The 18,920-nt window shown below is 70.8% G+C and carries 16 protein-coding genes; all 16 read right to left on the bottom strand.

The annotated features are described in order from the left end of the window. Positions 1 to 55 precede the first annotated feature (55 nt). The 16 genes from AHOG_RS15050 to AHOG_RS15130 all read right to left on the bottom strand — a co-directional run bounded on the left by AHOG_RS15050 (position 56) and on the right by AHOG_RS15130 (position 18,739). Entirely contained in the window at positions 56 to 1,057 is a 1,002-nt protein-coding gene (locus AHOG_RS15050) for a proline racemase family protein (RefSeq protein WP_093941923.1), read from the bottom strand. Positions 1,058 to 1,084: 27 nt separating this feature from the next. Then, entirely contained in the window at positions 1,085 to 2,002 is a 918-nt protein-coding gene (locus AHOG_RS15055) for a dihydrodipicolinate synthase family protein (RefSeq protein WP_093941924.1), read from the bottom strand. Then, positions 1,999 to 3,423: an FAD-dependent oxidoreductase gene (locus AHOG_RS15060; protein ID WP_093941925.1), complete on the bottom strand. Its 1,425-nt coding sequence runs from the start codon at positions 3,421 to 3,423 to the stop codon at positions 1,999 to 2,001. Before AHOG_RS15060 ends, AHOG_RS15055 begins: the two co-directional genes overlap by 4 nt. Beyond that, a complete protein-coding gene (locus AHOG_RS15065; RefSeq protein WP_093941926.1) occupies positions 3,420 to 3,731 on the bottom strand; it encodes a (2Fe-2S)-binding protein in 312 nt (103 codons plus the stop codon). The genes AHOG_RS15060 and AHOG_RS15065 overlap by 4 nt, the downstream gene beginning before the upstream one ends. 38 nt (positions 3,732 to 3,769) lie before the next feature. After that, a complete protein-coding gene (locus AHOG_RS15070) occupies positions 3,770 to 4,960 on the bottom strand; it encodes an NAD(P)/FAD-dependent oxidoreductase (RefSeq protein WP_093941927.1) in 1,191 nt (396 codons plus the stop codon). Positions 4,961 to 5,077: 117 nt separating this feature from the next. Beyond that, a complete protein-coding gene (locus AHOG_RS15075; protein WP_093941928.1) occupies positions 5,078 to 5,755 on the bottom strand; it encodes a GntR family transcriptional regulator in 678 nt (225 codons plus the stop codon). Positions 5,756 to 5,809: 54 nt separating this feature from the next. After that, entirely contained in the window at positions 5,810 to 7,024 is a 1,215-nt protein-coding gene (locus tag AHOG_RS15080; RefSeq protein WP_093941929.1) for a metal-dependent hydrolase family protein, read from the bottom strand. Further along, entirely contained in the window at positions 7,021 to 8,703 is a 1,683-nt protein-coding gene (locus AHOG_RS15085; RefSeq protein ID WP_093941930.1) for a DUF885 domain-containing protein, read from the bottom strand. Before AHOG_RS15085 ends, AHOG_RS15080 begins: the two co-directional genes overlap by 4 nt. Before the next feature lies 1 nt (position 8,704). Beyond that, on the bottom strand, positions 8,705 to 9,535 hold the full coding sequence (locus tag AHOG_RS15090; protein WP_093941931.1) for an ATP-binding cassette domain-containing protein: 831 nt from the start codon (positions 9,533 to 9,535) through the stop codon (positions 8,705 to 8,707). After that, the gene (locus tag AHOG_RS15095; protein ID WP_093941932.1) at positions 9,532 to 10,359 is read right to left on the bottom strand and encodes an ABC transporter ATP-binding protein; all 828 of its coding nucleotides are present in this window, start codon (positions 10,357 to 10,359) and stop codon (positions 9,532 to 9,534) included. Before AHOG_RS15095 ends, AHOG_RS15090 begins: the two co-directional genes overlap by 4 nt. Beyond that, positions 10,356 to 11,351, bottom strand: coding sequence for an ABC transporter permease (locus AHOG_RS15100; protein ID WP_093941933.1), 996 nt, complete (start codon positions 11,349 to 11,351; stop codon positions 10,356 to 10,358). Before AHOG_RS15100 ends, AHOG_RS15095 begins: the two co-directional genes overlap by 4 nt. Then, positions 11,351 to 12,268, bottom strand: coding sequence for an ABC transporter permease (locus AHOG_RS15105; RefSeq protein WP_211290403.1), 918 nt, complete (start codon positions 12,266 to 12,268; stop codon positions 11,351 to 11,353). Before AHOG_RS15105 ends, AHOG_RS15100 begins: the two co-directional genes overlap by 1 nt. 7 nt (positions 12,269 to 12,275) lie before the next feature. Beyond that, positions 12,276 to 13,997 (bottom strand): ABC transporter substrate-binding protein, encoded by a 1,722-nt coding sequence (locus AHOG_RS15110; RefSeq protein ID WP_093941934.1) that lies wholly within the window; start codon positions 13,995 to 13,997, stop codon positions 12,276 to 12,278. Positions 13,998 to 14,258: 261 nt separating this feature from the next. After that, a complete protein-coding gene (locus AHOG_RS15115; protein ID WP_093941935.1) occupies positions 14,259 to 16,220 on the bottom strand; it encodes a glycoside hydrolase family 127 protein in 1,962 nt (653 codons plus the stop codon). A gap of 916 nt (positions 16,221 to 17,136) precedes the next feature. Further along, complete coding sequence (locus AHOG_RS28520; RefSeq protein ID WP_157736830.1) at positions 17,137 to 17,310, bottom strand: hypothetical protein; 174 nt, start codon at positions 17,308 to 17,310, stop codon at positions 17,137 to 17,139. A 271-nt stretch (positions 17,311 to 17,581) separates the two neighbouring features. After that, positions 17,582 to 18,739: an NAD-dependent formate dehydrogenase gene (locus AHOG_RS15130; RefSeq protein WP_093941938.1), complete on the bottom strand. Its 1,158-nt coding sequence runs from the start codon at positions 18,737 to 18,739 to the stop codon at positions 17,582 to 17,584. Positions 18,740 to 18,920 lie beyond the last annotated feature (181 nt).

An 18,920-nucleotide genomic window follows, 5' to 3' on the forward strand; every position in this document is an offset into this window, starting at 1 on the left:
GCCGGGCACCCGGAACCGACCGCCCTACAGGCGGCGTCCCGGATCGAGGCCTCGGTCAGAACGAGAATCCGGCCGGGAACGGGTCCGTCGGATCGAGCAGGTACTGCCCCATCCCCGTCACCCACGCCCGTCCGGTGATCGTCGGAACCACGGCGGGAACGCCTGCCACCTCCGTCTCCCGCACCAGTCTGCCCACGAAACGACTGCCGATGAACGACTCGTTCACGAAATCCGTGTCCAGCGCAAGCTCGCCCCGCTGCCACAGCTCCGCCATCCGGGCGCTGGTTCCCGTGCCGCAGGGCGACCGGTCGAACCAGCCGGGATGGATGGCCATGGCGTGCCGCGACAGCCTCGCGTCCGAACCGGGCGCGATGAACTCGACGTGATGGCAGTGGTTCACCCCGTCGATGCTCGGGTGTCGCGGCGGTGCCGTGGCGTTGACGGCGGCCATGATGTCCAGCCCCGCCCGCAGGACGTCGTCGGCGCGGGATCGGTCGAAGGGCAGACCGACCGCGTCGAGCTCGACCATGGCGTAGTAGTTGCCGCCGAAGGCCAGGCTGTAGGGCACGTCCCCGAGTCCCGGCACGGTCACGACCGCGTCGAGCCGGTCCACGAAGCTCGGGACGTTCTCGATCGTCACCGACTCGGCATGCCCGTCGGAGACGGCCACCCGTGCGACCACCACGCCGGCAGGCGTGTCCAGCCGGATGACGGTCTCCGGCTCGCGCACCTCGACCATGCCCGTCTCCACGAGCACCGACGCGACCCCGATGGTGCCGTGGCCGCACATGGGCAGGAAACCGGAGACCTCGATGAACAGCACGCCCCAGTCGCAGTCCGGGCGGGTGCTCGGCTGAAGGATCGCCCCGCTCATCGCGGCATGCCCCCTCGGCTCGGTCACCAGGAAGGTGCGCAGTTCATCGAGATGCTCGATGGCGTGCAGTCGGCGCTCGTTCATGGTCTCGCCGGGGATGACGCCGACGCCGCCGGTCACGACGCGCGTCGGCATCCCCTCGGTGTGCGAGTCGACCGCGCTGACGGTCCGAATGGATCGCACGGGTGTCGCCCTCCTGATCGCCGGGACTCAGCGGTTCCTCGTGTAGGCCAGCGCCCGCTCGGTGTCCCGACGGACGGCCGCCGCGGCCTCCTCGGAGAGCGGGCGGCGCGGCGGACGGGTCACACCGCCGTAGCTCTCGCCGACCACGTCGATCGACAGCTTGATCGCCTGGACGAACTCGGTCTTGGAGTCCCAGGTGAACACCGGCACCATGTTCTGGTACAGCTCGCGTGCCTCGAACACCTTGCCCGCCATGACGAGCCGGTACAACTCGACGGCCTCCCGGGGGAAGGCGTTCGGGTAGCCCGCGAACCAGCCGGTCGCCCCCGCCACCAGCGATTCGAACAGCAGATCGTCGGCGCCCGCGATGACCTGGAGGCTCGTCTTGTCCAGGATCTCCATGACGCGCCGGACGTCCCCGGAGAACTCCTTGATCGCGACGACGTTCTCCAGCCCGTCGATCTTGGCGAGCAGGTCGGGGGTGAGATCGACCTTCGTGTCGAAGGGGTTGTTGTAGGCCATGATCGGCAGGCCCACCTCGTTCACCTTCTCGTAGTGCTCGATGATCTCGCCCTCGTTGGCGCGGAAGATCGTCGGTGGCAGCAGTAACACCCCTGCCGCGCCGTCCTCGGCGGCCAGTTCGGCCCAGTGCTTGGCCTGGTGCCAGCCCACGCCGTGCACTCCCGCGACGACGAGCCCTCGGTCGCCGACGGTCTCCACCGCGACCTGGATCACCTTGCGGCGCTCCTCGTCGGTGAGCGAGGAGTACTCGCCGAGCGACCCGTTCGGGCCGACGCCTCGGCAGCCGTTGTTCATCAGCCAGTCGCAGTGCGCGGCGAAGCGGTCGAAGTCGACGGCGAGGCCTGCGGGGGCGTTCGGGTCCTCCTTGAAGGGGAGTGTGGTGGCGACGATGACGCCGCCGAGGTCGAACTGCGTGCCGGTCATGGGATGTGCCCTTCCTGTGCAGTCGGGGCGGCCGGGAGCGCCGCCAGTTCCGCGAGACTGATCGGCGCCGCGAGCGGCCGCCGGTCGGTGGAGGTGTCGGCGATGGCGCCGTCGGGCACGGTCTGCCCGAGGACCTCCTCGACGTTCCTGCCGCACATCCGGGCCTGGCAGATGCCGAGCCCGGCGCGGCTGGTGAGCTTGGTGGAGCGCAGTCCCCGCGCTCGGGTGGTGTCGACGGCGTCGACGAGTTCGCCGTGGGTGACCTCCTCGCACCGGCACAGCACGGTGTCGCGGTCCAGCCACGCGGTCCAGCCCGGTCGGATGCCGTGCGCCTGTTCGATCCGCGCGGCGAAGCGGCCCGCGCCTGCCCGTCTGCGCCGCAGCGCCGCCGTCCGGCGGTCGTCGGCGGCCCCCGCGGCGGCCCGGCCGGCCAGCACGCCCTCGGTCTCGGCCGCCTGCGCGCCGCCGATGCCGGTGATCTCACCCGCGGCGAACACGCCGTCGACGCTGGTGCGGCCGTCGGAGTCCGTGACCACGAAGCGGTCCGGGCCGATCCGGCAGCCTGCCGCGATGGCGAGTTCGAGCCTCGGCGTGAACCCGTGGCTGACGCAGACGGCGTCCACCTCGATGCGCCGTCCGGTGCCGGGCAGCGGTGCCCACGTCGGGTCCAGTCGCGCGACGGTCACGGACTCGACCCGCTCGTCGCCGTGGGCGGCGATCACCGCGGAGCCCGCGACGTAGGGGATGCGGTGGCGGAGCTGGCCGAGCACGTAGCCGCCCAGCTCGCCCGCCTTGGCGAGGCCTGCGCCCAGTTCCCACGGTCTGGCCGCCCAGTTCCGCAGCAGCGAGGACGGCCGGGCCGCCTCGTGGACGCCGACGACGCGCGCGCCGGTGTGGGTCAGGGAGGCGGCGACCGGCAGCAGGAACGGACCCGCGCCCGCGACGAGGACTCGGCCGCCCACCGCGACGCGCTCCCCCTTGGCCAACGCCTGGGCCGCGCCCGCGGAGTAGACGCCCGGCAGGTCCCAGCCGGGGAACGGAAGGGTCCGGTCGTGGGCGCCCGTGGCGAGGACGAGGGCGGTGGGCCGGAGGGTCCGCGGCGTCCGGTCCCGGCCGTCCGCCTGCCCGACGAGAACGTGCACCCGGAGACCGTCGTCCTGGCGATCGATCGCCCAGACCTGGGCCCCGGTCACGATCTCGCACCCCGCGTCGGCGGCGAGCCGGTCGCGCAGCGCGGTGAATCGCGACCAGCCGTGATGCAGGCGTCCCTGACGGCGGGCGGGTCGCTCCGGCGGCAGGTGTCGCCAGTACTGGCCGCCCAGTTCGGCGGCGTCGAGCAGGACGACGTCCGCCCCGGCCGTGCGGGCGGCGCTCGCGGCGTTCAGTCCGGCGGGGCCCGCGCCGATGATCACGACGGTCATGACCGGGCCTCCGGCAGCGTGTCCGCCTGCAGGGTCACGGTGTCGCCGTCGCGGGCGCGGCGTTGGCAGGCACGCACGTCGCGTTCGCCGTTGACGGTGACGATGCAGTCGAAGCACACGCCGATTCCGCAGAACACCCCTCGCGGTCTGCGGTCCCGGCTCGTCGTCCGCCAGGAGTCGCGGCCCGCGGCCAGCAGCACGCCCGCGAGGGTCTGGCCGCGCACGCCGGTGACGGACTCGCCGTCCACCTCGATGACGAGGTCGGCCCGGTCGACGCGCCGGACCTCGTCCGTCGCCGCCGGGATCATGGTCGGGGGCGTCCGGCGCCCGGTCTCGGGTCTCGGGCTCATGCGGCGCCTGCCTTCGGGTCGAGGCCGCCGACGGCGAGCGGTCGGCCGCCGGGGCGGAACGGCGTCGGGTCCACGGGCGCGTCGCCGCCGAGCAGCTCGGCGGCGAGCAGCTCGGCGGTGATCACGGACAGGCCGATGCCCGCGCCCTCGTGGCCCGTCGCGTGCCACAGGCCGCGCAGCCGGGGGTCCTGCCCGATGAGCGGCAGGTGATCGTCGAGGTACGGCCGGAATCCGCCGTAGGCACGCATCACCGGGGCGGTGGCGAGGAAGGGGAACAGGGCGACGGCCTTGCGGGCGATCTCGCGCAGGACCTCGACGCGGAGGCTCGCGTCGAAGCCGATCTGCTCTCGGCTCGATCCGATGAGGACGGTCCCGGCGGCGGTGGACTCGACGACGCTGGACGTCTGGAGGTCGGCCTCGGCGGACTGGGTGGCGCCGACGTAGTCGCCGTCGTAGACCTTGTGGAAGACGCGGTGGGGCATGCGCGTGGTGACCAGCACCATTCCTCGGCGGGGCCGGACGAGCACCGGCGCGCCGATCCGTTCGGACACCTCGCCGGACCAGGGGCCCGCGGCGAGGACGACGGCGTCGGCGGTGAGGTCGCCGTCGGTGGTGGTGAGGCCGACGATCCGGCCGTCGCGGACGATTCCGCCCAGCACCTCGACGCCGGGGCGGACCTCGGCGCCCGCACGGCGCGCGGAGGCGAGCAGCGCCTCGCCCGCCGCCACGGGCTGGACCTGGCAGTCCTGCGGGTAGTACACGGCGGCGGTCAGGTCACGGGTGAGGTCCGGTTCGAGCTCGTGCGCCTCCTCGGCGGACACGACGCGGGCGTCGACTCCCGCCGCCCGCTGTTCGGCGGCGAAGTCGATCAGCGGCTGCGCGCCGATCTCCGTCGTGGCGACGACCAGCCCGCCCTTCTTCTCGAACTCGATCGAGGGGAAGTCCGGGCCCAGCTCGTCGGCGAGGTCGGCGACGACGGCGGGCCATCGGGCGTTCGCGGCCAGGGCCAGCTCCAACTCCGCTCCCGGCCCCTTGTCGGAGACCAGCAGGTTCCCCTCACAGGACGCGCTGGTGCCGGTCATCGTCGGGCCGCGGTCCACGATGAGGACACGGTGGCCTCGGCGGGCCAGCTCCCTGGCGCAGGCGGCACCGACGATGCCCGCGCCGATCACGATGATCTCGGTCATCCGCCCTCCTTCCGCTAGTAATATGTCACATATCGCACTCGAATGAGAGTGGTCTGCCTCACGAATCGCCGATGTCCGCTCGAACCGCCCGACCGATGCGGCCCGCCGAGCGTCTCGTCAGTGCCCGGAGGTCTCCGACCGACCGGCCCACCACCCGCTGATGTGGCTGAGATGCTGGTGCATCAAGGCCTTGGCGCCCTCGGCGTCGCCCGCCTCGATCCGGTCCAACAACAGGTGATGCTCCGAGGCCGACTGGTCGAGCTGACGCGATTCGAGCATCGTCACCAGCCCGACCAGTCGTGTCCGCGACCGCAGATCGGCGATGAGCTGGGTCAGCAGCGGATTGGCCAGCAGATCAGTGAGCGCCAGATGGAACTCCCGATCCGCCTGGAGATAGGCGTGCAGATCACTCGTCGTGGCGCCGGCGACGATGGCGTCGGCGAGTGCGCGGAACCGCGTCATGTCGACCGGGATGCCGCTGGCGGCCAGGTCCCGCATCGCCGAGGGCTCCAGTCGCTGTCGGACGTCGAGCAGCTGACCGAGCACCTCCTCGCTCACCGTGGTGACCCGGAATCCCTTGTTGCGCACCGGCGTCACGAAGCCGCGCTTCTCCAGGTCGAGCATGGCCTCCCGCACCGGCGTCGCCGACATCTCGTACTGCGCCGCCAGCGTCGGCACCGTGAGAAGGGAGCCGGGAGCGAGCTCCCCGGACACGATGGCGGAGGAGAGCGCCTCCTCCACCTGAGCACGCAGGCTCAGCTGCCGCTGGATCTTCGAGCCGGACAGGTTCCTCATCCTCTTTCACCGTCGAGCGCCTCGACCTGCTGCCTGATCGCGGTCGTCAACCGCTCAGCGTAGGACTCCCCGCTGAACGATCGTGCGCGGCTTGGCCTCGTCCCAGAGCACGGCCGGGTCCGTGAGCGGGTCGCCGTCGAAGACGACCAGGTCACCCGAGAGCCCCTCGCTGATCGCGCCGATGTCCGGACGGCGCATGGCTCGGGCGTTGACCGTCGTGGCCGCCCGCAGCGTCTCCAGCACGCCGTCGACGCCGATCTGCAACCGGAGGCCGACGAGCTGGTCGTCCTCCAGCTCGCCCATGAGGTCGGAGCCGAAGCCGACCGGTACTCCCGCGCTCCTGGCGATCTTGATCGCCTCCAGCCCCGCCGCGAGGACCTCGCTGTTCTTGGCCTGCCCCGTCGGCGACAGCCCCACCGACACGCCCCGGCGCTCCATCGCGTCGTAGGCCACCAGGGTCGGGATCAGGTAGGCGCCGTGCTCCGCCACGACGGCGGCGGCGTGCTCGTCCATCAGGTTGCCGTGCTCGATGGTGCGCACGCCGTTCTCCACCGCGTGGATGATCGCCGCGGGCGGGTAGGCGTGCGCGGCGACGTAGCTGCCCCGGCGGGCGGCCTCGTCCGTGGCCGCGCGGACCTCGTCCGCGTGGTACTGCAGGAACTGGATCGGGTCCGTCGGCGACACCACGCCGCCCGAGGCCATGATCTTGATGGCGTGCGCGCCCGTGCGGAACCGCTCCCGCACGGCCCGGCGGACCGCGTCGGGTCCGTCGACCACCTCGGAGAGGTGCGCATGGGCGGCGCAGTGGTCCAGGTCGCCCTGACGGGGATCGCCGTGTCCGCCGGTCTGGCTCAACGCCGGTCCGGTGTAGAGGTACCGGGGGGCGGTCACGTAACCGAGGTCGATGGCCTTGGCGAGGCCCGGGTCGCCGCCCGCCACGTCGCGCACCGTGGTGAAGCCCCGGTACAGGGCCCGGCTCAGCCGGTCGGCGCCCACCAGCGAGACGTAGCTCAACGGCGACGACTCGATGGACATGACGTCGATGCTGGTCCCGTAGGCATGGAAATGGGCGTCGATGAGCCCCGGCGTGACCATCCGCCCGCCCGCGTCGAGGACCTCCCCGGCACGAGGCAGATTCCGGCCCACGGCGGTGATGACGCCGTCGACGATCGTGATCTCGTCGGCGTCGTCCCGGACGCGCTCGCCGTCGAAGATCCGGGCGCCGACGACCGTGATCGTCCCGATCGCGGTGCTCCTCGTGCTGGTCATGCGCGTTCCTCTCCCTCGTGGTCGGCGGCCCTGGCTCGGATCGCCCGTTCGATCTCGTCCTCCAGGACGGCGAGCGGCACGCTGCCCAACCCGAGCACGGCGTCGTGGAACCAGCGGATGTCGAAGGCCTGCCCCAGCGTGTCCTCCGCGAGGCGACGCAGGCGCATGATCCGCAGCTGCCCGATGAAGTAGGCGGTGGCCTGGCCCGGCCAGGCGATGTACCGGTCGATCTCGGTGACGATCTCGTGCTCCGCGATCGCGGTGTTGCTCCGCAGGAACTCCTGGGCCCGCTCCCGGCTCCAGCCGAACGCGTGCATGCCGGGGTCGACGACCAGCCGCACGGCGCGCCACATCTGGAAGCTGAGCATGCCCATCGTCTCGAAGGGGTCGCGGTACATCCCCATCTCGACGCCGAGCCGCTCGGTGTAGAGCGCCCAGCCCTCCCCGTAGGCGGAGATGTAGACGTGCCGACGGAAGGCGGGCAGGTCGGCCAGTTCGCTGGCCAGCGCGATCTGGAAGCAGTGTCCCGGCGCCGCCTCGTGCAGGGTCAGCGCCGACAGCGAGTACAGCGGCCGGGCGGGCAGGTTGTAGGTGTTCAGCGTGTAGCGGTCGATCCCGCCTCGACCGAAGGTGTAGTAGGGCGCCAGCTCGGGCGGGGGCTCGATGATGCCGAACCGCCGCATCGGCACCCGACCGAAGTACTCGTGGACGATCCCGTCGAAGCGCTTGGTGTGCCAGGCCGCCTCTTTGAGCAGGTCCTCCGCCGTGGTGGCGTAGAACCGGGAGTCGGTGCGCATGAACTCCAGCATCCGAGGCACGTCGCCGTCGAAGCCGGCCTCATGGGCGACCGCGACCATCTCCTCGCGGATGGCCGCCACGTTCTCCTCGCCGAGCGCGAAGATCTCCTCCGGGGTCAGCCGCGTCGTGTTGTACTCGGCGAGCTGCGCGAGGTAGTACTCCCGACCGCCGGGCCCCTTCGTCGCGGCGATCTCCTCGGGCAGCGCCGGAAGGTACTCCTCCTCCAGGAATCGCAGCAGGTCGGCGTGGGCGGGGATCACCGAGGAGCCGATGACCTCCAGCGCACGCGACAGCAGCGCCTCGTCGATGATCCCCGCGGCGCGGGCCTGGGTGAAGGGGGCCGCGTAGCGCGTCTTCTCGGCCGTCTCCGCCGAGGCGACGGACCGCACCGGGTCGGACCGACCCGCCATCGAGACCCGCGCGGGCCCGAAACCGCGGGCCAGTCCGGCACGCATGTTCTCGATGTGCTGGGAGAACCAGCGAGGCAGCTCGGCGAGCTGCCGCAGGAACGCCTCGGCCTCCGTGACGTCGTGCAGCGTGCCGTTCGCCCGGTCGGCGTGCGTCGTCCAGAAGGCCGTGTCGGCGTTGGCGGGCCGCTCGTACTGCCGATGCTCGACGGCCGTGACGAGCGTCTCGACCTGCTGGACGTAGACCGCGAGGTTCACCCGTGAGACGGCGTCCAGCGCGTCGACGTCCAGGGCGCTCACCTGGGCCAGGACGTCCCGCCAGTGCGCGGCGCGTCGTTCGTGCGCCTCGGGGCTCTCGTCGGGCAGGAAGTCGTCGACGCCGAGGGCGGAGCCGTAATGTTGACGGCCCAGCTCGCCCAGCCGCCACTCCCATTCCCGCTCGCTGATCGTCCGGAACGTCTCGGCGGGGGTCATGTCAGTCCTGCCCTTCTCGTGCCGTCCACTCTCGTCTCCGTCTCTCCCACTCGGGGTTGATCCTGGGCACGGCCGCCAGCAACGCCCGCGTGTACTCCTCGCGCGGGGCGTCGAACACCTGGTCCCGGCTGCCCTGCTCGACCACCCGCCCGCCGCTCATCACCGCGACGCGATCGGCGAGGCTGCGCACCACCGCCAGGTCGTGGGCGATGAAGACGTAGCTGAGGCCGAGTTCGCGTTGCAGGTCACGCAGCAGGTCGATCACCTGTGCCTGTACCGACACGTCCAGCGCGGAGACCGCCTCGTCGCAGATCACGACCTTCGGTCCCACCGCGAGCGCACGGGCGATCCCGATGCGCTGTGCCTGGCCGCCGGAGAACTGATGCGGATACCGGGTCGAGTGGTCTGGATTCAGCCCGACCCGCTCCATCAGCTCCTTGCAGAGCCGGGTCCCGTCGCCGCGCACGCCCAGGCCCTGGTAGCGCAGCGGCGCCGTGATGATCTTCTCGACGTCGTGCCGAGGGTTCAGCGAGGAGTAGGGGTCCTGGAACACCACCTGCACCGTGCGGCGGAAGGTCCGCAGCCTGGCGGGCGGCGCCGAGGTCACGTCCTCGCCGTCCAGCTCGATCACCCCCGAGGTCGGGTCGTCGAGGCGGGCCAGCAGCCGAGCCGTCGAGGACTTCCCGCTGCCCGACTCGCCGACGACGGCCAGGGTCTCCGACGCGCCGACCTCCAGGGTGACGTCGTCGACCGCTCGGAAGACCGGGCCGCGCCGGTTCCTGGTCGCGTACTCCCGGACGAGATTGCGCCCGGCGAGGATCGGCGTGCTCATGCCCCGGCCTCCTCGACGTCGTCGATGCGCGGCGTCGCGTCGAGCAGCTGCCGCGTGTAGGCGTGGCGGGGGCGGGAGAACACCTGCTCGGCGGTGCCCGCCTCCATCTGCTGCCCTCGACGCAGCACTAGCACGTCGTGGGCGACCTCGCTGACCACCGCGAGGTCGTGGGTGATGAAGAGCATCCCCACCCCGGTGTCACGCTGCAGATCGGTGAGCAGCGTCAGGATCTGTGCCTGGACGGTGACGTCGAGCGCGGTCGTCGGCTCGTCCGCGATGATGACCTCCGGCTCGCAGACCAACGCCATCGCGATCATGATCCGTTGGCGCATCCCCCCGGAGAACTGGTGGGGATAGTGGTCGAACCGCCGCTGCGGCTCCTTGATGCTGACCCGCTCCATCGCCTCGATCGCGATCTTCCTGGCCTGCGCCGCGGTCGCCCGACGGTGCGCCCGATAAGCCTCGGCGATCTGAAAGCCGACCGTGTAGTAGGGATTGAGCGAGGACAACGGATCCTGGAAGATCATCGCGATCCGCTCCCCCCGGAGCGCCCGCATCTCCCGGGCGGAGCGTTCCAGCAGCTCCTGGTCCCCGAAGCGGATGGACCCCGACGTGCGTGCGTCGGGCGGCAGCAGCCCCATGATCGCCAGGGACGTCATGGACTTGCCCGAGCCGGACTCGCCGACGACGCCGAGGGTGCGCCCGGCACGCAGCGAGAACGACAGGTCGTCGACGACCGCGTCGTCGGGATCGGGGCCGAAGGCGATGCGCAGCCCGCTGACGCGCAGCAGCTCGTCGCCCCCCGTCTGCACTGCGGCGCTCATCGGGTTCCCTTCCTCACACGCGGGTCCAGCAGGGGATAGAGGAGGTCGACGACGATGTTCATCAGCACCACCGCGGCGCCCGCCAGCAGGGTGACGCCCATGATGACCGGCTGGTCATTGGTGCCGATGGCGTCGTAGGCGAGCTTGCCGACGCCGTTGAGTCCGAACACCGTCTCCGTGATGAGCGCGCCGCCGAGCAGGGCCGCGAAGTCCATCCCGAACAGGGTGGCCACCGGGGTCAGCGACGGCCGCAGCGCATGGCGGGTCAGCAGCTGACCCTTGGGCAGGCCCTTGGCGCGTGCCGTGCGAACGTAGTTCTCCGACAGCGTGTCGAGCACGTTCGCCCTGGTCATCCGCGTGTACATCGCGGCGTACATGATGGACAGGACGATCCAGGGCATCAGGTAGGTCTGGAACCACCGGAGCGGGTCCTCCCCGAAGGCGACCACCGTCGGGAACGGCAGCACCTGCAGCTGCACGACCAGCAGCCATTGCAGGATGAGGGCGACGAAGTAGTTGGGCAGGGCGATGCCGCCCAGCGCCAGACCGGTCGCGCCCCGGTCCCACCACGTCCCGGACTTCACCGCGGCGAGCAGGCCCGCGCCGACCCCGACGAGCAGCCACAGCAGCGCGGCGCCGATCGCGATCGTGACGGTGACGTCGATGCGGTCGCCGATCATGGTCATGACCGACTGACGGGTCTGGAAGCTGTAGCCCAGACACGGCGCCTCGCAGACGATCGCGGTGACGCCCTCGCCGTAGGTGCGGCCGACGAAGATCCCGGCCAGGAAGGTCCAGAACTGGACCCAGAACGGGTCCTCCAGGCCGAGTCTGGTGCGGATGTCCTCGATGCGTTCGGGGGTGCACGTCTGCCCGCAGATGCTCAGCGCGGGGTCCGGCGTGAGCACGAAGAACACGACGAAGGTGAAGAAGACGACGGCGAGCAGGACGAGCACCGCGCTCATGAGCCGTCGGGCGATGTAGAGGGGCATCAGCGCTGCGTCCTCCTCTGCAGAGTCGCCTGAAGCGTGTCGCCGATCACCATGAACGAGAGCACGGTCAGGGTGAGGAACAGGCCGGGGATCATGAAGAACATCGGGTTGGAGGCGTACCAGGGGACGGCCGAGGAGATCATCTGTCCCCACGAGGCCGTGGGTGGTCGGACGCCGACGCCGAGGAACGACAGCCCCGCCTCGGTGGCGATGAACGTCGGCACCGACAGCGTCGCCATCACCGTGATCGTCCCCACCAGGTTCGGCAGGACCTCCTTGAACACGATGGCGATCCGGCTCGCGCCCGAGGCCCGTGCCGCCTCGACGAACTCACGCTGGGCGATCGACATGGTCTGACCCCGCACGACCCGCGCCGTCGCGGGCCAGCCGAACAACGCCAGCACCGCCACCAGCAGCGCGGGCCGGTTGCCCTGCGGGAGCGCCGAGAGGATCGCGATCATGAAGATCAGCGCCGGGAAGGCCATCAGGAAGTCCATGACCCGCGAGACGACCTGGTCGACGATGCCGCCGAAGAACCCGGCGAGCACACCGAACACGACGCCGAGCACGGTGGTGACGGCCGCCGCGCTCACCGCGATCGTCAGCGACACCTGGGCGCCGTAGACGATGCGGGCGAAGATGTCGCGACCGTTGAGCGGCTCGACGCCGAACCAGTGTTCGGCGCTCATCCCCCCGAAGGGGCCGATGGGCAGGCCCCCTCGGATGGGATCGATCTTGTCCTCGTGGAACTCGTACGGCCCGGAACCGCTGATCATCGTCAGCAGCGGCGCGAAGACCGCCATGAGGACGACGATGCCGAGGAACACGAAGGAGGCGATCACGGCGGGTCGCCGCCATCGGCTGCCGCCGCGTCGGCGCACCGCCTGCCGGGTGAGTGCCTGTGTGGTCATCGCCATGGCGACGTCACCCCTGCGGGTTCTTCAGGCCGATGGACGAGTAGTCGATGTAGCCGCTGCGGGCGGAGCTGGCGAAGGCGTTGCCGATGTTCTCGCCGACCATCTGCAGGGGCGTCTCGCGCACCAGCGGGACGACGGGGGCGAACTCCATGATCTCCCGGTCCAGCTCGCCGTAGGCGACGTTCTGCTCGTCGATGTCGGCGATCGCCTCGATCTCGTCGAACCGGTCGTTGATGGCCTGCTCGTCGAACTGGCTGATGTTCGTGTTGCCCGTGTCGGTGATGCTCTCGCCGTCGAACAACGAGGTCAGCAGGGGGTAGCCCGACATCCAGGACGAGCACCAGCCGGTGATGGCCAGGTCGTTCTGCTGGGCGGGGGTGGCGATGACCTCGTAGAAGGTCGCCGCGTCGATGACGTTCAGCTCGACCTCGATGCCCACCGCCTGGAGGGACTGCTGCACCGACTCCGCCTGTGCCTGCCACTTCGGCAGCGCCCGGACGTCCAGCGTCAGCGTCAGGTCGCCCTCGCCGAAGCCCGCCTCCTCCAGGAGTGCGATCGCCTGTTCCTGATCCGTCGGGTAGAGGTCGAACTCCTGGCGCTCGGGCACCGACGGCGTGAGCATCGTGTGCGCCGGTTCGGCCATCGCGGGGCCGCCGGTGGCGGTGACGACGCTCTCCTTGTCGACCGCGTGGTTGATGGCCTGCCGCACCCGGACGTCGGACAACGCCTCATGGGTGTTGTTCATCGCCAGGTACATCGTGCAGGTGGGCAGCGAACGGACGGTGCGCTGCTGAAGCTCCGGATTCGACATCACCTGGGCGAGCGAGGCGGGCAGCATGCCGTTGGTGCTCGACGCCATCGCGTTCGCGTCGGAACCCTGCCCCGAGAGCATCCGCTGGTCGACGGTGTTGGCGTCGATTCCGAAGAGGAACTCGTAACCGTCGGGCGACGCGGCGCGGGTCTCGTCGGTGGCGGGGTCCCACTCCTCGTTACGGACCAGCGTCAGGCGCTCACCACGCGTGTACTCCTCCACCCGGTACGGGCCGGACGACAGGGGCTGCTGGTCGAGCTGATCCACCGCGATCTCGCCCACCGGGAACGGTGTGAAGGGCTGGGTGGCGGCGACCGCGTCGAATCCGGCCAGCGGTCCGCGGAGGCGGAACACGATCGTCTTGTCGTCGGGCGTCTCGATGGAGTCCAGGCCCTCGGGCGCCTCATAGACGCCCGGGTAGTCGGTGGCACCGTCGATGATCTCGTGGTAGTCCGATCCGATCGCCAACGCCGGGTCGAGTGACCGTTCGATTCCGTACTTCACATCGGCCGAGGTGATCTCACGGCCGTCCTCGTACCGCAGACCGTCCTTGAGCGTGTACGTCCACTCCGTGGCGTCCTCGTTGTACTCGCCGGGCCCGACGGCCAGATCGCCGACGATCTCCAGCTCGCCGGTCTCCTCGTCGAAGGCGAAGTCGGTGAGCTGGCGGTAGATCAGCTCGTAGACGTTGTTGACGTTGCCGTCGTTGCCCATCGCGGGATCGAGATGGGAGAGGTCGACCGACCCCAGCACGGTGACGATGCCGCCCTGCTCGGTCTCCCCCGTGTTGAGCGCGAAGCCGCCGTCCGTGGTCGTGACGTCGTCCGCGTCGTCTCCGGAGCCGCCGCAGGCGGTGAGGGTCAGCGCGGCGACCGCGAAGACTCCGATCGCGGCGCGTGCCCTGCGATGTGTGGCCATGATTCCTTCACTCCCGGATGCGTCGGGGAACACTCGAGTGCCCCACTGGAGAAGGGGTGTGGTGGAGAACGGTCTGGTGGAGATGCGGTGCGATGAAACGGGTGTGGTGCGTGATCCGGCGGTGCGACGGTGCGGCGCCGGCACGCCGCGATGCCGGGGAAGCGATGCGGGGGGCGCCGGCCGCGCGGACCGTCGTCGCGGCGACCCCGGTGCGGGCGTCATCCGCACGGACGGCCCTGGTACGGGCCGCCCGAGGTGGCGTCATCCGCCGCGGAGCCAGACGCGCATGGCATCGGCTCCCCGATTGGCCCACAACCGATACGGCAGGAGGTCGACGGTCGTCGGCTCCGCCGGCTGCTCCGACTCGGCGGTCGCGTCGAGCACCGGGTAGAGCTCGGCGGACGCCGCCGGGCGTGCCCTGGCGTCCAGCGTGATGCGCAGGACGTCGGTGTCGGGGTCCGAGCCGAGACGACCGGCGTGGACGCGAGCGGAGCCGAGGTCGGCCGGGCACAGCACGACGTCGTCCAGGGGCGCGTGCTGGTCCTGCTGTTCGGCGCAGTAGACGACCGGTCCCCTGGCGACGGCGATCGAGCCGCGAAGCGCGTCGACCGACGGGTGCGCGCCGTGGAACCGCACCGGCATGGGCAGGTCGAGTTCGACGACGGTTCCGGACGCCCAGTCACGGCGCAGCCGAAGCCAGCCCCCGTCGGTCTCGACGGGCACGTCCTCGCCGTCGATCCGGGCGGCGGCGCCGTCGGTCCACGCGGGAATCCGGAGGGCCAGCTCCGTGTCCGGCTCGGCACGGTCGATCGTCACGGTCACGCGGCCGTCGTCCGGATAGGCGGTCCGAAGTCGCAGGGCGATGCGCTCGGTGTCGACGTCGGCGTCGGCGTAGACGACCAGCCCGACGCCGCCCGGCGTGACGATCGCCAGGTGGTCCTGGAGTTCGGCCGTCCAGCGGATGACGTTGGGCGGACAGCACGCGCAGACGAACCACTCACGCCGCGGCGGCGAGCCCGTCGGGGCGCCGCCGCCCTGCCGGTGTTCGGGCCGACGTTGCAGCGGATTGTCGTAGGAGAACGCCGTGCCACCCTGGGACAGCGCGACGGCGTAGGCGTTGTACAGGATCCGCTCGAACACGTCGCCGTACCGCGCGTCCCCGGTGGCCAGCAGCAGGCGCCACGCCCACTGCATCGTGCCGATCGCCGCGCAGGTCTCCGAGTAGGAGCGTTCCGAGGGCAGTTCGTATCGGTCGCCGACCGCCTCGTCGGAGTGTCGAGCGCCGAGCCCGCCGGTCAGGTACAGCCTGGTGGCGAGCATGTCGTCCCAGAGCCGCCGGGACGCGGCGAGCAGTTCGGCGTCGTCGCGCTCGATCGCCACGTCGGTGGCGCCCGCGGCGAGGTACACCATCCGCACGGCGTGCCCCCGCACCCCGGTGAGCTCGCGGAAAGGGGCGTCGTCCTGGAAGTAGTCGGCGGAGAAGAAGGTCTTCGGCACGGAGCCGTGACCCCGACGGTCCACGAACGACGCGGCGAGGTCGAGATACCGCTGGTCCCCGGTGTGCCGTGCCAGTTCGACGAGTGCCGTCTCCACCTCGGGATGACCGCACCCGTCGCCGGTGCCCGCGAAGCGGATGACCGCCAGGTCGGCGAATCGGACGGCGACCCGCAGCAGCCGGTCGTCGCCCGCCTGCCTGCTCGCGGCCACGGCGGCCTGCACCAGGTGCCCGAGGTTGTACAGCTCGTGTCCCCAGGCGAGGTCCTCCCACGGTTCGCGGGTGGTGTGCTCGTTCTGGACGAAGGAGTTGAGGTACCCGTCGGCCCGCTGCGCCCGCTCGATGAGGTCGAGCGCCTCCGACCAGAAGGCAGTCACCGCCTCGTCGGCCGTGCCTCGCCCGATCTCGTAGGCGAGCCCCTCCAGTGTCTTGTAGACGTCGGTGTCCAGAAACGGGTAGCGCCCGACGTATTCCGCGCCCGTACCGTCGGCCACTGCACGCAGGTTGCCGAGGATGCCCTGGTCACGCAGCCGCGCGATGGTGTGCGGGATGGTCGCGGCCCGATTGCGCTCCTGCCAGTCGCCGAGCAGGCCGCCGCGCAGGACGACCGTGTCGGCGGACGTCGCGTGGGCCCGGTCCGAAGTGGGTCGTACGGCGGCGAGGCGACCCGCCCGGGCGGCGGACGCCGGGGCGCTCACCTCACGTTCTGCACTCGTCGTACGGTCCATGCGTGCGTCCTTTCGCCGTCCAGCCGCATGTAGTGGGTGACACACTACTGAGAAAAGCGCTGGTGTAAAGGGGTGAAAACGCAGCGAAATACTTCCTTAACTTCCGATCCCGCGAGTCCGTGACCAGGAGGGACCGCGCACGACCACCGCGAGCGGACGTTATGGGGCACTCACGAGCGGGCATCAGATCGCCTAGGACGCAGCGGGCCGGGTGCCACGCCACCGTCCCCCGCCCGCCGAGCCGCCGCCGAGAGCCGGCCGGGACCACGATCCGAGGGCCGCGCTCCGCCCGGCCGGACGTCTCCCGCGCGCAGGGCCGCACGCCGCCCACCCGCCCGGCGACGGCGACGGCAGGACACCCGGCCGAAGGCGAGAAGGCCGCTTCACACCGGCCGACATCCCGCCGACGTCAGGGCGCCGTCGGCCGCCCGACCCTGCCGACACGCCTGCCGGGTCGATCTTCCGCCGGGCGGAGCGTCGCGGGCGGGCGGGCGAGCGGGCGGAGCGTCGTCTGGGGCGTCCGAGTCACCCGACGCGCCGGATCTACCTGGCCGTCGATCAACCTCGACGCACCCGCGTCGCGCGCCGCCGACGCCCGCCGAACGGTGGCAGGCCGCCGCCCGATGTCGGCGACCACCCGCATCGACGCGGCCGACGAGTGCGACACTGCGACGCTGGAGGCTGTCGCGGGGATTCCTCGTCCTCGCCGCCGCGCTGACCATGCTCGCCGGCCTTCTCCACGTCCTCGCACACTCGACGACGACAGGCGAGTCTGCCCGTGACTCGGGATCCGACATCGCGACGACGGCCACGAAGTCCTCCGCGGCCGCGTGGCAGGCGGGGCACCTGGCGGCGCGACCGCGGCTGCTCAGCGCCGCACGCATCGGCCGCGTCGTGGGCGGAGCGACCGACGCGATCACCGTCGGCGGCTGATCTCCGGCACGACACTGTCGAACCTGCTGACGGTCCACGCCTCGATGGCGGCGATGGTGACACTCCTCGTCCTCGCCGCCCGCAGGGCGAATGAGGCGGGACGTGCGGTGGAGAGCACGGCGGAGAATCCCTCACGGTGGTGATCCGGGATTCTCACGGAGCGGGACCTTCTCCCTGAGTACGTCCGCCGAGCTGGATCGACTCGTCGGCTCCGGACGGGAGGAAGGGCACTGCCGCATCGGCGGGGCAGGAGAGACGGGTGCGCCGCTGAGCACGCGGTCCACCGTGCTCAAGAGGACGCACCCGTCTGCGCCGTACACCGCGGGCCGTGCTCGTCTGCCGTGATCACCGGACCTGACTGTCGACGCGCCGGTTCCGCCGGAGACGACCCGCGACGCCTCGACCTGGCGGCCGCCCCACCCGCCACATCAGGTCGTATAGGACCGGGAGCCCGATCCCGCCAGGCGGCCTTGGTCGACGATCAGGTATTCGTCGCGGATCGGCGTGCCGGACAGCCAGTTCTCCAGGATCTCCCGGGTGGCGGCGGCATACCTGGCCTGCGCCGACAGCGTCGTCCCCGAGACATGCGGGGTCATGCCGTGGTGCGGCATGTCGCGCCACGGGTGATCGGTGGGCGGCGGCTGCGGGTGCCACACGTCTCCCGCGTAGCCGGCGAGCCTGCCGCTCTCCAGGGCGCGGACCACCGCGTCACGGTCGCAGATGGCGGCGCGTGCGGTGTTGACGAGGTAGGAGCCCCGCTTCATCGAGCCGATGAGCTCGTCGTCGAAGAGCCCCTTCGTCTCGGGATGCAGCGGTGCATGGATCGACAGGACGTCCACGGCGGGGGCCAGCGAGTGGACGTCCTCGTGGAAGACGAGGTTCAACTCCTCCTCCACCTCGGTGGGCAGTCGGTTCTTGTCCGTGTAGTGCAGCGCGACGTCGAAGGGGGCGAGTCGGCGCAGGACGGCGATGCCGATCCGGCCCGCCGCCATCACGCCGACCGACATTCCTTCGAGGTCGTAGGAACGCCGCGCCGCGTCGGCGATGTTCCAGCCCCGGTCGTCGGTGACGATGCGATGCGCGGGCAGGTAGTCGCGCACCAGGGCCAGGATCTGCATGACGGCGTGCTCGGCGACGCTGATGCTGTTCGAGTACGTCGCCTCCGCCACCGTGATGCCGTTGTCGACGGCCGCCTCCAGATCGACGTGATCCGAGCCGATGCCGGCCGTGATCGCCAGCTTCAGCCGGGGTGCCCTGGAGATCAGCTCGGCGGTGAGGTAGGCAGGCCAGAACGGCTGTGAGATCACCACGTCGGCGTCTGGCAGCTCACGCTGGAACACCGAGTGGTCCCCCTCCTTGTCCGAGGTGACGACGAGCTCGTGGCCCTGCTGTTCGAGGAAGCGCCGCAGTCCCAGCTCGCCGGAGACGCTGCCGAGCAGTTCACCAGGGTGGAAGTCGACGGCCTCGGGCGTGGGCGCCGACTGGCCGTCGGGATAACGATCGATCGTCGGGATGTCGTCCCGGGCGGGGCTCGGTGGAAAGCCGTCCGCCGGATCGTCGTAGAGGACGCAGAGAATCTTCGCCATGTGTTTCCTCCTCCTCACGTGCGGACCGTCATCCCTTCGTACCCACTGAACACAGCGGACAATCAGCCCACGACACGGACCGTCGGAGGCCGGCGGCCCAGGGCCGTGCCGATCAGTCCCCTGACCTGGTACGGACTCGTCTCTCGACCGCTCCATCGAACAGCGGTCCCGCCAGCGGCCG

It is taken from the genome of Actinoalloteichus hoggarensis (assembly GCF_002234535.1).
Classification (GTDB): domain Bacteria; phylum Actinomycetota; class Actinomycetes; order Mycobacteriales; family Pseudonocardiaceae; genus Actinoalloteichus_A; species Actinoalloteichus_A hoggarensis.